Origin of the sequence: Pseudooceanicola atlanticus (assembly GCF_000768315.1) — a bacterium.
Classification (GTDB): Bacteria; Pseudomonadota; Alphaproteobacteria; order Rhodobacterales; family Rhodobacteraceae; genus Pseudooceanicola; species Pseudooceanicola atlanticus.
This window is the reverse complement of record NZ_AQQX01000018.1, coordinates 16,339-29,187: the sequence shown is the minus strand read 5'-3', so window position 1 is coordinate 29,187 and position 12,849 is coordinate 16,339. Positions and strand designations below refer to the sequence as shown.

11 protein-coding genes are annotated in these 12,849 nt (G+C 61.4%); 9 read left to right on the top strand and 2 right to left on the bottom strand.

The features are described 5' to 3' along the window. Positions 1 to 22 precede the first annotated feature (22 nt). The 4 genes from ATO9_RS21035 to ATO9_RS21020 all read left to right on the top strand — a co-directional run bounded on the left by ATO9_RS21035 (position 23) and on the right by ATO9_RS21020 (position 2,128). Positions 23 to 409, top strand: a complete 387-nt coding sequence (locus tag ATO9_RS21035) for a DUF6878 family protein (protein WP_028288608.1) — start codon at positions 23 to 25, stop codon at positions 407 to 409. 1 nt (position 410) lies between these two features. Next, a complete protein-coding gene (locus ATO9_RS21030) occupies positions 411 to 872 on the top strand; it encodes a DUF6915 family protein (RefSeq protein WP_028288607.1) in 462 nt (153 codons plus the stop codon). 100 nt (positions 873 to 972) lie between these two features. Then, positions 973 to 1,275: a hypothetical protein gene (locus ATO9_RS21025; RefSeq protein ID WP_028288606.1), complete on the top strand. Its 303-nt coding sequence runs from the start codon at positions 973 to 975 to the stop codon at positions 1,273 to 1,275. A 124-nt stretch (positions 1,276 to 1,399) separates the two neighbouring features. After that, positions 1,400 to 2,128: a DUF736 family protein gene (locus tag ATO9_RS21020; RefSeq protein ID WP_043754112.1), complete on the top strand. Its 729-nt coding sequence runs from the start codon at positions 1,400 to 1,402 to the stop codon at positions 2,126 to 2,128. 205 nt (positions 2,129 to 2,333) lie between these two features. Here ATO9_RS21020 and ATO9_RS21015 read toward each other — a convergent pair whose 3' ends face one another. Both ATO9_RS21015 and ATO9_RS21010 read right to left on the bottom strand, forming a co-directional pair. Further along, positions 2,334 to 3,890, bottom strand: coding sequence for an argonaute/piwi family protein (locus ATO9_RS21015; RefSeq protein ID WP_043754109.1), 1,557 nt, complete (start codon positions 3,888 to 3,890; stop codon positions 2,334 to 2,336). Next, the gene (locus ATO9_RS21010) at positions 3,887 to 5,836 is read right to left on the bottom strand and encodes a TIR domain-containing protein (RefSeq protein ID WP_043754103.1); all 1,950 of its coding nucleotides are present in this window, start codon (positions 5,834 to 5,836) and stop codon (positions 3,887 to 3,889) included. The genes ATO9_RS21015 and ATO9_RS21010 overlap by 4 nt, the downstream gene beginning before the upstream one ends. Positions 5,837 to 6,574: 738 nt before the next feature. Between ATO9_RS21010 and ATO9_RS21005 the strand changes: the two genes are divergently transcribed. The 5 genes from ATO9_RS21005 (at position 6,575) to ATO9_RS20990 (ending at position 12,843) form a co-directional block, all read left to right on the top strand. Continuing rightward, on the top strand, positions 6,575 to 7,504 hold the full coding sequence (locus ATO9_RS21005; RefSeq protein WP_043754100.1) for a DUF2493 domain-containing protein: 930 nt from the start codon (positions 6,575 to 6,577) through the stop codon (positions 7,502 to 7,504). A gap of 232 nt (positions 7,505 to 7,736) precedes the next feature. Beyond that, entirely contained in the window at positions 7,737 to 8,813 is a 1,077-nt protein-coding gene (locus ATO9_RS25080) for an SH3 domain-containing protein (RefSeq protein ID WP_081979701.1), read from the top strand. A 358-nt stretch (positions 8,814 to 9,171) separates the two neighbouring features. Further along, positions 9,172 to 9,378, top strand: a complete 207-nt coding sequence (locus ATO9_RS21000) for a hypothetical protein (protein ID WP_007120662.1) — start codon at positions 9,172 to 9,174, stop codon at positions 9,376 to 9,378. 551 nt (positions 9,379 to 9,929) lie between these two features. Continuing rightward, on the top strand, positions 9,930 to 10,523 hold the full coding sequence (locus ATO9_RS20995) for a helix-turn-helix domain-containing protein (protein ID WP_043754095.1): 594 nt from the start codon (positions 9,930 to 9,932) through the stop codon (positions 10,521 to 10,523). Beyond that, complete coding sequence (locus ATO9_RS20990; RefSeq protein WP_043754093.1) at positions 10,510 to 12,843, top strand: relaxase/mobilization nuclease domain-containing protein; 2,334 nt, start codon at positions 10,510 to 10,512, stop codon at positions 12,841 to 12,843. Before ATO9_RS20995 ends, ATO9_RS20990 begins: the two co-directional genes overlap by 14 nt. Positions 12,844 to 12,849 lie beyond the last annotated feature (6 nt).

The following is a 12,849-nucleotide window of genomic DNA, read 5'->3' as shown; positions in this document are numbered from 1 at the left end:
CTTCTGATAAGAGGACAGACCCATGACCAATCCCCAGATCGACTATGCCGCAATGGCGGCTCAGTGGCGCGCCGAGCACGAAACCACCCTGAAAGCAACCCGAGCGGAACTGATCGTGCAATTGCGCGCGCTTGGCATCAACGAGGTCACCGCCGAATACGAAGGCTATGGCGACTCCGGCAATGTCGAGGACGTGAATGTGCAGCCTGCGGAGGTCCAACTGCCGGAAGCGCTTGTCACCGCCGTGGGCGATTTCGCCTGGTCACTCGCCTATCACCATCATCCGGGGTTCGAGAACAACGAGGGCGGCTACGGCACGCTGACCTGGGACATTGCAGCAGACAGCATCACCCTCGATCACGCCGACCGCTACGTTGAATGCTCGCACAGCTATGACGACGGGCTTTGAGATGGCCCATCCGCTTCATCATGCTGAAAGCTCTGCCCGGAAATTCGGTGGGGTGCCATCTGACTATCAGGACATCCACGACTGGTTCGACGCCTCGAAAGAACACCTCGCCCTCTTCACGCACCGCGCCTTGCGTCATCATGCTCAAGGCCTGTTCGAGGCCGAACGTGTCTTCGGTCTGACCCTGACCAATAGCGCGGGTCGGGACATCCCCGTGCGCTGGATCGGCGAGCAGCATGTCCGCGAAGACTGCCAGGGCCGCATTCCGAGCATGGCGGACTGGCTGCGACGGATACAGCCTGAGCCATGGATGGCCAATGGCCATATCGAGCAGCACCTCAGCGGGGAGCCCTGCGGCGATCCAAGGGTTGCTTGGGCATTCGAGGTGGCCGCCGGAAGAACGGTTCTCGGCCTGAAAGATTGGATGGCGGCGCGCGCGACGCAAGCCACGCAAAGCGCCTGACAGCTCTCGGTCGTTTGCCAAACGAATGCTGCATAGAAGCCCGGTCGGAAGATCAGGCTTCTTGCGTCGTTTCCCCAGCAATCTTTTTGAGGAGGATCACATGACATTCGAAGACATCAAGGCGGCCGTCGATGCCGGTCAGACCGTGCACTGGGCCAATACCGGCTACGTTGTCCACAAGGACCGGCTCGGTCAGTACCTCATCACCTTTGTGCCGAACGGTAGCTGCATCGGCCTGACCGACCGGAGCGGGCACCGGTTGAACGGAAAAGAGGCGGAGTTCTTCATCGCGCAATCGAAGGACAGCGCGGAAAATCCGGGTAGCCAATCAAGACCAGACGGGCAGGGGAGGGGCGCAGCACCCGAACGCGCGGGGGCATGCCCACTCGGACGGCAGCTCTGACCCGTGGGCGGGGCTGAAAGGAAAGCAAGCTTTCTGGTTTGTGATCCCAGGAGGGGTCGAGAAAGCAATCCCGGATGCGCTGGCAAGAACGTCAGGCACCGGCCAATCCAAAAGGAACCATCCCATGTTCGCAGGAACCCTCACCCGCAATGTCGAGACCGCCGCCGCCGAATACACCGGCATGATCCACTCGACGCGATTTGACATCGCCATCCAGCTTGAGGCACGGGCCAAGATGTCCGCGCGCAGCCCGGATTATGACGTGACGGCGATCAACAAGTCGGGCCGCAAGGTGCGCATCGGCACGGCCTGGAACGAAACCGGCAATACCAGCGGCAACCCCTACATCTCGATGCAGATCGATGTCGGCCTCGGCCCTTTCCGGGTCAACGCGGTACAGACGAAAGAAGCGCGCGCGACCCAAAGCGGCGCATTCGAGATCATCGCGCTGGTCTCTAACGGCCTGATGAAATCCGGCTCGATCTCGGGCGAGCTCACCGCCATGGACGCCGACAACGCCTTCGCCGGCTACATCGCCAACATGATGTTCGATCTGGAGTTCATCCTGATCGAGAACAGCTACAAAACCGAGGAGACCCACCCCGATTACCGGATCGAGGTCAGCTCGCCCCGGGGCACACCGATCCGCGTCGGCTCGGCGTGGATGGCCAAAAGCAGCCGCACGGGCAATGACTACCTGACGCTGCTGATCAACACGCCTTACGGTGACCTGCGCGTCAACGCCGTGCAGAACGAAGAGCAGCGCGGCGGGCAGACCTTCTCGATCATCCCGTTCATCGACAGCGGTGAGCAGCCACAGGACGCAGGCGCAGGGCTGTCGCTGGTCGCGTGACCAACGCGCGAGATTAGACGATCCGCACCGAAAGGGGAGCCGTGGGATCACGGTTCCCCTCTTACAATGTCCATTTGCATGAAAGTAAGGTCAGTTAGTGATTTGCCAGGCGCGTTCAGGTTGCGAACGGCCCCAAAACATAAGATGGCGGCAGCCCTTAGAACGGCCTGCCCCGCGTCCGAACACACACCCGAAAACAGCCCGGTCAAATATAGTACTTGAATGGCTGCGGTCCGCCCTCCCGCGCCGAACCCATCACAAGGATGTCTCCGACCATCTTTGCGAAGCGGACTGTTACCGGCAACCCATCGTTGAAGTTGCACGAGTTGTAGTTGATCTTTGTCAGTCCCATGATGTCAGCAAGTACCGTCCGCATCTCTGGCTTATGATGCTTTGAGCGCAGGATCGTCACCATAAGCGGGTTGGGTGTTTCAGGCCCGATATACGTATCCAGCTGCGGGACGTAGCCGCTCGTCCAAAGATAGGCGTTCTTCTCGTCTAAACTTAGAGCCGTTCCTCTGATCACGGGGTAGTCGCCTGCACGGAAGAGCTTTGCGTCACCACCCGTAGGTCTGATCCGTACACCGACGACGTTCGTCCCCTTCGGAGCCGCCTGACAGAAGGCCTGCCACTCCTCGTCGTTGAATGACGCCTGCCCATGGATGAAGAGTTCCTTGGGCGGCTCGGAGTGCAGATCCCGGTACGCTTCTATCACAGTCTCTAGAAGTTCTTTCGCGGCGTCAGCGTTTAGATGGTATTCGTACTTGCCGGTCTTCCAAGGGCCATTCGCGCCGCGGAACACCACGCCATCGCCTTCACTCAAAAACATCTGCGCCGCGCAGCAGACGTGATTATCGCGGTTGTTTGGGAGGTTCTTGTAGACCATCCCGATGTAGCATACTCCTTCGCGCACGTTCGACAGCCGCCAGGGTGGACGGTCCTGTGTCTTATAGTAAAGCCCCGTCGCGATGTTCCACGCCACTGTCGCAGGGTCTTGGGTGGTTCGCTTCGGATAGCCCGCACTGTTGAGGAACGCTGTCGGCTCAAGGGTCGACTCGCGCAGGATCTGAGAGGGCGCGATCGAGAGCAAAGTCGCCTTGATGTGCCTACGGAAGTCGGGAATGTCGTCAAACACGTCCTCAATGCGCGGATCGAACCGTTCGTCCATGAAAAGGAACGACTGGGGTGACCTTGCGCGCTGCTTCTTGGGCGTTTTTCCAGCGACCAGGGTCAAACCGGTCCGCCTCGATTCCGGACGGCAGCGCTCGTAGACTATCTCGGGCACGACGAACATCCATACATCAATCGAACCCTCCTCGTTGCGCCTGAACTTGTGGACGCGCTCAGTGTAGATACGGGCGACCGCATCGACGGCCTCGTGCATGTTCTGCACCCTGGTCGCCCGCTCGATGGCGTCAAACTCGACCGTCAGGGACCTGAGCCGATCTGGATCGAAAGTAATGCCGAATGTCTCTTCGAGCCCGGCGAAATCCGCGAGATGAAGACGGTCCTTCTTCTCCGTCGGCCCCGGAGGCGGCACCGGTATCCCGGAAAGCAGCCGGCGGCTCCAAGATCGGAAGTGTCCGATCCCGTCCGACGTTCCCACAACCCCAATTCGGACTTCTCGAAGCTTCCGAGGGCCGTCATGAGGTCCATAGAGAAACAGGCCGTCCTTTGGGTGGTGGCTCCTCTGGTCATGGCGGAAGTCGAGTTCTGGCTCATCGAAGTGATCTACGATCAAGCTTGCTTCGGGAAACCTCATTTACCGTCTCCTTCGGGCTCAGCATCGTCGTCGTCAGCCTCTGGCCGCCCGAGCGTGCTTTCGTCCTGCTCCTCGGCATCCGGGTCGCCCACGTCAGGAAGAGCTGTACTGACCGGCGACGTGAAGAGAAGGGGCTCAGAGGAAAGAAGCATGTCCTGGCCTGGAGCCAGCGGAACCCGAATGTAGGCTGAGTCACCCGACATGATCTGAAGGAATGCCAGAAGCCGTCCGTGCCATTGCTTGTTGCGCCAACCCTTGCAGCCCGATCTGCGAAGGCGATGCATCTTCTTCGGATCATCTATGCGTTCGCCCTGCTCCGTATTGTTATCCATCGCGAAAAGGACGCGCGCTTTCAGACGGAAGTGCCAGAAAGGCCAGTTTCGGGGAATCGCCGTCACCCCATAGGACCAAACATGCTTTCGGGCGATGTTGCGCAGCATCGACGACCGGCGCTCACCTTGTCGCCCCCAGGGCACCCGCTCACCAATCGCGACCTGGTTAGGGGACACATGGAAACCATCGCCGTTGGAATACGCATAGGCGACCATGCCAATATTCCTGCAGTGCCGTTCCCATCCATCGCGCAACAGGCCCGTGAGCATGTTCGACAGATCACGTCCCGCGACGCCTATCTCAGGCATACCCTTTTCTACCGCATCGACAACCGGCACAGAAGTCCGTAGGCGCAACTTCGCTACGCCTTCGAGGCTTTCCCCAACATCAGGGGGCGCAGCGAAGGTGATCACGCCTCGCTCATGCGCGACGGCGGGAAACGACAGCCCTCGCACCCGCCTCTTGAGGACGTCGGTCTGGACCGCTCCTGCCGCCTCGTAGAAGTGGAGTTCATCGGGCATTTCCAAGATCTGAATCCAATTCGAGACCAAGGACTCTGGCTCGCGCACTAGCGGAACAGCACCACGCTTGCGGAAGCTGTCCCATTGAGCTGCGACCGCGATGTGCTCGCGTCGGCGCGTTACGCCTTGGCGACGCAGCGTCTCCAGAAGCTTCGAAAGCCCTTCTGCCCAACCCCGCGCGAAATCGGCAGGCGTCGCATCGCGGAGGCCATCAATCTTGGCCCCCTCCTCGATCCGTAACGGGATAATCAGGCGAGTGTCGCCAAAACTTGCAGCAAGCGTTTTCGCCCTGTCGATCAGGTCCATCGCGTCGTCGTTGGCGCGGGTGGCCGCGCCCGCCACTGCCAGAACCTTCGCAGCGCGGTGCTCCAACGCCACTCCAATCTCCTTGTGCCATCTGTCTCCAGGCTCGAGAGTCAGGATCTCGGAAAAAACGCGATATCCGTGCGCTTCGAGCTTTGGACCGAGCCAAAGGATGAAGTGATCGTGGTCGGGGCGCGCTCCGACAAGGAACAGGGTATCCCGTTGCGTTTCCGCCTCTGACTCCACCTTTCCGCCGATCCCTGGCTTTGGAAGCAACGCTCGAAGGACCGAAGGAGGCTTCAGGTGGCCCTCGCGCTCATCCAGCGTCTCATGAAGCATTCGCTTCAGCGTACGCCCGCTCGCGGGGATCCATAACTTGGGATGAGCTTCCTCGATGTCAGGATGCGCGCGCAGCAATGCCTCAAGATCCTCGCGCCCGAAGATGTTTCCCGGAGATCGAATGGCGGGGCCGCAAATCTCCACGAGGTCCTGCTTCCTTTGTGGGGTCATCGCTACGGACGTTGACAGGATGTAGCGATCGGGCGCCAACTGATCGATCTTCGCGCGCTCCTTCGACATTTCACGCTTCAAAGCTGAGATAGCAGATCTCTCGTATCTCTTAGCTTGTAGGATCGTCAGGCTTTGCGCCTCCGGCGCGTGGCGTCCATCTATTCCACCATCAGCTCCTTCGCCGAATTGCTCGAAGCGGATACCAAGAGCGCGCCCGATAAGGTCGGCTGAAAGCGCCTCGAACTCGGAGGGCGATAAGGCAGAGAAATCGGCAGGCATAATATCTATATATCGCCGTCCAGTCCGGATTACACCCAAGACTTACCTCACAGACATGCCGATTTGGTATTTTACAGAGAATCTAGAGCACAGGTACGATGTGTCGCCGCGAAGGTCGGCTTTCTGTCCATGTCGCATGCTCTGATAGGAACTTAGTATAGTTGGCAGGGGAGTTTCCTGTACATCAACCTTGGTTTAACGCTTCTAGCCTCCCCATCTTGGCTTCGCGTGTCGCAGGGGAGAACGGCCCTTCGGTCCGTCGCGCATTCGGCCATGCGGCCTCACCGCGGCGTTGCGCCTGGCATCCCGGTTTGCCCGCCTCGCGAGCACGTCCCTCCCCGGCCGCTCCGCCGGATTGCGCTCTGGTCTGTTTTGCGGGGCAAAACGATCCCGCCGCTTCATCCGTCTCCCGCGTCCGGTCGGGCCGTTTGCCTGCTCGGGTCGGGCAAACCTACCGTCAAAACACACACACATGAGTGCGGAAGCATATCCTCCGGATGGCCCCCAAATCAGCCCGCGTCAAGGATCGCAAAACTTTTCGGCGAAGGCCGGGCCTGTGACGCGGGGCGGTCCCGTGGGTGAGGGCGCGCATGTGTCGTGTGTTGCGCACGGAAAACTTTTGCGCCCGGCAAGCCGGCGGCTGCGCCGTCCCTGACCCGGGCAGATTCGGAAACCAGGCATTCGGCCATGCCACCACACTCACGTGGTGGTCGAACAACCGAAATCTGGAGAACAGACATGGCATACGATCAAGCGAACACCTACGAAACCATCGAGCTTTTCGGACTGACCGAGAAGGACGCACAGCTGCCGATCCCGGAAGATCACATCCTGACCGACCGCATCATCCGCGAGAGCTTCGAGGCATTGCTCGGTCCGCTGCGCGGGACCGGCCTTGAGGCAGAAATCGAACCGCTGGCCCATGGGCTCGCCACGATCCTGCAGCGGCGCAAGGTGGCGCTCGGCAAGGAGGTCGACCGCACCGCCGACAAGATCGGCGCACTGGCAAAATCCCACGATGGATCGGAGATCGCCGAGACCGCGCTCGAAGAGGCGCAGGCCCGCTTCCTGCAACTGCGCGAGATCGTCAGCGCCATCGAGGTGATGAGCGAGGCGGCGGCGGAATGCTACGAGATCGAGACGGGTCACGCCTTCATCCCGGCAGTTGGGTCGCGCGCAAGCGTCCGGGCGCAAGAGACCGGGGCGGTCTTCGAGGCGCGGCAGCTCCTCGAGCAGCACGACCGCGAGACTGCCGAGAAGTCGAAAGTCGAGGGGGTTCCCCTGATTGTCTCGGGCGCCACCGACTGGACCGATGTCGATGTGATCTTCAACACGCTCGACAAGGTTCGCGAACGGATCAGGCAGAACCGCAATCAGGAGATCTTCCTCTGCCACAAGGGTGGCAAGCACGGGGCGGAGATGATCGCGGCTCGGTGGGCCCGAGCACGCGGGATAGCACAGGCGCGCTTCGATCCGCGCTGGTCCGCGCATGGGCGGGCGGCACCGTTCAAGTGCAACGACGAAATGCTGGACGATAAGTTCGCGGCGACGGGGGTTGTTCTCTTCGGCGGCAACGGGGTGGCGCTGAACCTCGGGCAGAAGGCGGAAGCGAAAGGCCTGACGGTCATGCGGGTTGCGGACCCGGCGAAGAAGACCGCGGAGACGTGAGTTTAGAGGGTCGCCTTCGGGCGGCCCTTTCGTCGTTTTCCCAGATGTGTGCGAACATCGGCGGTGTCGCAGTTAACTCCAACAATGGGCATCGACAGGCTTGGTGTTTGTAGTCCGGCCAATCTGGTTTCGGGAATGGCTGGATGGTATCTCTATGCAATTACAGCTTAGTGTGGCCGTGTGGCAGAAGACATTTGTTCCACAGATCAACACTCGCCCAGGTTTTTCCTAGATGCCTTTTTCTCCGGAACGCACCAAAGAGATTCAATCGCGTATTGATGCGCGTTTGCGGTCCGGTCAGGCAAACGATTGGGAAGTGTCCTTCCTTACAAATATGGCTGAACGGTTTCAGCGGTATGGAACGAAGACGCGCCTGAGCAAAGCTCAGTATGCCAGCCTGTACAAAGTCCTGAAACTGGAACGGGAGAATCCGGCACAGAAAAGGGCAGCGGCCGACGACAGGACTTCTCAACCAGCACCGAAGCATAGTACCAGAAGCGTTCAGGCGAGACCCCGTCCGGTCTCCGTGACCCGCGCGATCAATGCACCTCGGCGTGCCGTGCGCAAGGCTCAACGCCAAATCATGGTGCCGTTGGTGATCGCTGTCGGATTCTTCGCATTGGTTGGATCATTGTTTGAATCATCGAACTCGCGATCCACACCCTACAGTCCGTCAGCGGTTCCCTCATCGCAAACTGCCGACGCCGCTTACGTCTATGTGACAGGGACGCGTGTCAATCAACGTGCTGGACCGTCTACTTCGAATGCCGTGATGGGTGTCTTGAGCGAGGGGGGCCGCGTTGAAAAGCTTCGAGAAGAAGGGCAGTGGACACAAATTCGATCCAACTTTGGTACGGGCTGGATGGCTACCCGTTTCCTGTCACTGGTCGCGCCGTCAACAGAGCGACCCGCCTCACAGGACCGGTCGCTTCGCGCCAGCGATGTGCGGATCATTGACGGTGATACGGTCGATGTTCGAGGCCTAACAGCGAACGTGCGTCTCGTCGGATTTAACGCGCCTGAGACATGGAAACCCGCCTGCACTGCAGAGCGTGAGGTTGGGGAGCGCGCGACTGCGCGTCTAGGTCAATTAGTGCGGGGCGCGACATCAATTGAATTTGAGCGCGTGGCCTGTTCCTGCCGGCCCGGGACAGAGGGTACGGATCAGTGCAATTTTGGGCGGTTCTGCGGCTCGTTGTTCGTTGACGGTCGGGACGTCGGCAGCACGCTCATTGCTGAAGGTCTGGCCGTGCCGTACCGATGTGGACGCACCAGCTGTCCCCCACGCCCTCAACCCTGGTGCCGATAGCATACGCGCCCAACCGACCCAGACGACGGACCTTCGCGCGCGGCAGAACGCTGACCCGCCGCATCGCGAGCGTGACGGATCGTTATCCAGATGCATTGGATCAGAACGAACCAGGCCATCTTCGGTCACGATCGACGGGTTCGATGGCGGCTTCAAAGTGGTGGCACAAATTCGGGTCACTCCTTTTTGCTCATTGATGCGGATCGCACGGGGTCGGCCCAATCGTGCCCTCCGCTTCGCTCCGGCAAGCACAAATACGGCTTCCACGGCGTAGCCACGGACCCTCCGCATTTGCGCTTGCGACCGGGCCTCTTGCCCCCGTGCCGGGTGATCCCCATCGCAACAAGGAGAGACCCAAATGACTAACCACTACGTCGCCACCGTCCCCGTCAAGTTCACCGACACCGATGGCCAGGAGCGCACCCGTTTTCAGCGCGTGGGCGCGATGTTCCGCAACACCCGCAACGGGGACGGCTCGGAGTTCTTTAGCCTCAAGCTCGACTTCCCGGTCGCGGTCTCGGAGCTGGTGATGTTCCCGCCGAGCGCGAAGGATCCGCAGGACTAAATCCTCTGACGAGGATGGGCCGCCATCAGGCGGCCCTGTCCCTGTTCCAGGGATGCCGTCACTGGCGCGGGTGATCGCCGACAGTGATCTCCCCTAAGTGCCGGTCGCTGCGCGTTCAACGGACGCACGCCTCCCAGAATGATCAGGCCGCGACAGACCGGCCAGCCAGCCTCAAGGGGGCCATCCACAAAAACCTATCGGCCAGGGCCTCCCGGTTTTTGCGGCAGAGATTTGGGGGCCCAAATCTGGCCCTCCTTGACCCTGCCTGTCCGCCCTGTCGGTGGGGTTTGCGCCCGCCCGCGGTTCCGTCCGAACACATGCGTGTTCGGCCAGAGCCTCGGGCGGTGCTGGAGAAGGGGCCTTTGAAGCTGGAGGCTGTGCTGGTGGTGAGGGCGGCAGAGCCGCGTCCCTGCGGGCCGCGGCGTGAAGCGGACACCAAGGCTGCCTGAGCCTGAATGCGACGTAAGTATACAATTGACTGTTTGGTATATTATCGTAAGGTGGGGGCAGCCTTGGTGGAAGTTGGCAGGAAATAGGGGGTCTTTCTTCGCATGTCTCGTTCAAAACGTCTCACAGATGCGAACCGCATGGAGATCGTTCGCGAGGCTGCGGAAGGTGTGTCGACATCCGTGTTGGCCGAGCGGTTTGGCGTGTCGCCGCGGGCGATCCAGTACACGCTCAAGGCCGATGCCGAGCGCCAGACGGATGCAGCCATCCCGGTCTCCGCGGTCAGTGTGAAGGTCACGGCTTCGGAGCTTGAGGCGCTCGACGCGGTGCTGGCGAAGGCCGGGATCGAGAGCCGGGCTGAGGGACTGCGGCGGCTCATTCAGGCGGCAGGCGGGGTGTTCGTTCCGGATGCGCAGATGGCGGCCGAGATGGCGCGATACAGGGCCTCTTTGCACGAGGTCGGCAATGGGGTCGCGCAGATCGCCAAACAGATGACGCAGGCCAACCGGATGGGGCAGGGGGCCGTGGGGGGCACGAGTGCCGAGTTCTCCGAATTGCGCCTCGCGCAGCTGCGCGGGCTGGCGCGGTTCATTCTGGATTCCGCTGACGAGATTGACCTGCTTCTGCGCCGCCGTCGAGACGCGATGCAGCTCGAGGCCACGGCCGCCTTGAGGGAGTTTGCGCATGCGGCTGAATGATGCTGTCGATGCCGTCACGGGCGAGGTCTTCCGGGATGGCTGGAGCCGGATCCGGGGCTCGATGCAGGGGCTGCACGTAGCCAAGCAGAGCCAGCTTGTGCGTGCGGCGGCGGGGCACCGGCCAGCGGTCTTCAAGGCGATCCGGGGCGGGGGAACGCACACCAAATCGCAGCTGATGAACCAGCTCGAGTATCTGACCACCAAGTCCACCCATATCGTGGACTCAAGCGGATTTCTGGATGGCAAGGCGAAGCTCGAAGCGAAGGACATCAAAGACCTCACCGAACGCTTTGCCAAGCGGTGGGACGCGGGCTTCAAGCCCAAGCTCGGCCAGACCACCCACATGCTCATGTCCTACCCAGTTGGCACGCGCGGTGAGGATGTCCGCGATATTTCCGAAAGCGTGGCGAAGAGGTTTTTCCAGACCGATGAGGGGCATTTCGATTACATCATTGCGGTGCATGAGGACCGCGATCACCCGCATGCGCATCTGGTTCTGAACCGCCGCTCGCAGGAAGGCGAGTTCTTTTTTCTGGGGCGGAACCATCGGTTCAACTATGACGACTTCCGCCTCGCCATGGTCGAGGAGGCAGAAAAGTATGGCGTGCGCCTGGAGGCCACGCGCCGGGTGGATCGTGGTGTCGTGCATTACCCCGCCCGGACCAGCGAGGTCTATGCGGCGAAAGACGAGGGTCGCGCGCCCCGCGAGCGCGCGCGCGTGGGGGCCGACCTGACGCGGACGCTGGCGGAGATCGCCAATACCAGAACTGTCTACCACTCGCTCGCCACGGAAGCTTCGCGAGAAGCCCGCGAGGATATCGCGGCGGCGCTATTTCGCGCGGGCGAGGTGCTGGCGCGCGGCGGGCAGGTGGACCGAACAGGAGATGTGTATATGGCCGAGGATCAAAGCTTCGAGGATCTGAGAAGCCTCTATGCGGAGAAGCTCGCGCGGGTGCAGGGCATGATCGCAGAGAAGTCCGATGCGGAACGTCCGGTGCTGGAAAAGCGCCTTATCGAGATCCAGACGCAGGTCCAGCACATGCAGCCGCTCGGATTGCGTTCGAGCACGTTGTCAGAGGCGCCCTCGGAGGGCGGGGTCTATTCCGAGGCAAACATCCAAGAGAGCCAGTTGGAGCGCCTCACAGAGCCGCGCCTGCGCTCTCGGATCGACGCAGCGCTACGGGGCGCCGGGATCAGCACATCGGAAGTGGTGGCGCGGATCGAGACCGGGGCCGCGAATGCCGCGCTGGAGCATCAATGGATCGCAGATGATCTCTCCAAGGTGGCTGAGGCGCGCGATCTGAACCTCGAGCGCCGCGCCGATCTGGAACAGGCGCGTGACATCCTGAATGACGTGCATGTGGAACTTGGCACGCTGTTGGAGCGCGAGAACGTGCTGCGCCGGGATGGCGTCATGGAAGCGGAACCGATCAGCGAGCGGTTCCATTATCACCGGGACGCGGTCCGGGCGATGGAAGGGACAATCCGTCAGCAGATGCGCGCAGAGGGCCTGACAGCGCAGCGGATCGAAGACCGGGACTGGGAGGTGGTCTCAAAGGCAGAGCGCCGGATTGAGACGGAGCAGCGTGCATATCTCGAGGCACACCCGGATCTGCTCGCACGCCCCGGCGATGTGATTGACCGGTCTGAGCCTTACAGGGAGACCATTACCGATGCGGCCCGCGCCAGCGAGATCACCCGCGAGGTCGACCGGATCATGGAGGGACGCGATATCCGCACGCCCGTTGCAGATGCTGTCACGGATGAATTCAGGGAGCGCTATCCGGACATGCCGTCCCACCTCGCCCGCGGGCTCGGCGCGACCTATGCCGCTGTCGTCGAGATACGGGACACGGAGGCCATCAATCAGGTCCGCCGCGAAAGCGAGTTGCGCGACGGACTTGGGGTTGGCACGCGCGACGACATCCTCGCGGCCCGCGATGAAACTGCACCGCTGTCTGACCGATCCGGCCGCCTCTCAGACGAAATCGCGCGTGTTCTGGACCATGAGCGGGCAGGGGAGTTGTCCGCGCCCTTCGAAACCGAGGCGGAGCGGGACGCCTTCCGCGAGGAGATCGCGCGGGTGCTGGACGTGCGCCAACTCGACCGGCTCACATCCGGCGATGCCGATGCGCTGGACAAGGTTCTCGAGGATCGTCTCGACCGGCTCTATGTCGCCAAGGTCTATCTGCAATCCGATGCCGCCACGGCCAACACGGAGGCCTTGCGCCAGGTGGTCGATGAACTCGCCGATGCCGAATACGAAAAACACCGCGCGACAGACGTGGATGGCGAGACCGAGCGGGGACAGGTCCATTGAGCGCCG

Bases quoted from the DNA above. Each gene is read 5' to 3' on its own strand.
- ATO9_RS21010 (WP_043754103.1), bottom strand. From the start codon at position 5,836: ATGCCTGCCGATTTCTCTGCCTTATCGCCCTCCGAGTTCGAGGCGCTT.
- ATO9_RS25080 (WP_081979701.1), top strand. From the start codon at position 7,737: ATGCCTTTTTCTCCGGAACGCACCAAAGAGATTCAATCGCGTATTGAT.
- ATO9_RS21000 (WP_007120662.1), top strand. From the start codon at position 9,172: ATGACTAACCACTACGTCGCCACCGTCCCCGTCAAGTTCACCGACACC.
- ATO9_RS21020 (WP_043754112.1), top strand. From the start codon at position 1,400: ATGTTCGCAGGAACCCTCACCCGCAATGTCGAGACCGCCGCCGCCGAA.
- ATO9_RS21035 (WP_028288608.1), top strand. From the start codon at position 23: ATGACCAATCCCCAGATCGACTATGCCGCAATGGCGGCTCAGTGGCGC.
- ATO9_RS21005 (WP_043754100.1), top strand. From the start codon at position 6,575: ATGGCATACGATCAAGCGAACACCTACGAAACCATCGAGCTTTTCGGA.
- ATO9_RS21015 (WP_043754109.1), bottom strand. From the start codon at position 3,890: ATGAGGTTTCCCGAAGCAAGCTTGATCGTAGATCACTTCGATGAGCCA.
- ATO9_RS21030 (WP_028288607.1), top strand. From the start codon at position 411: ATGGCCCATCCGCTTCATCATGCTGAAAGCTCTGCCCGGAAATTCGGT.
- ATO9_RS21025 (WP_028288606.1), top strand. From the start codon at position 973: ATGACATTCGAAGACATCAAGGCGGCCGTCGATGCCGGTCAGACCGTG.
- ATO9_RS20990 (WP_043754093.1), top strand. From the start codon at position 10,510: ATGCGGCTGAATGATGCTGTCGATGCCGTCACGGGCGAGGTCTTCCGG.
- ATO9_RS20995 (WP_043754095.1), top strand. From the start codon at position 9,930: ATGTCTCGTTCAAAACGTCTCACAGATGCGAACCGCATGGAGATCGTT.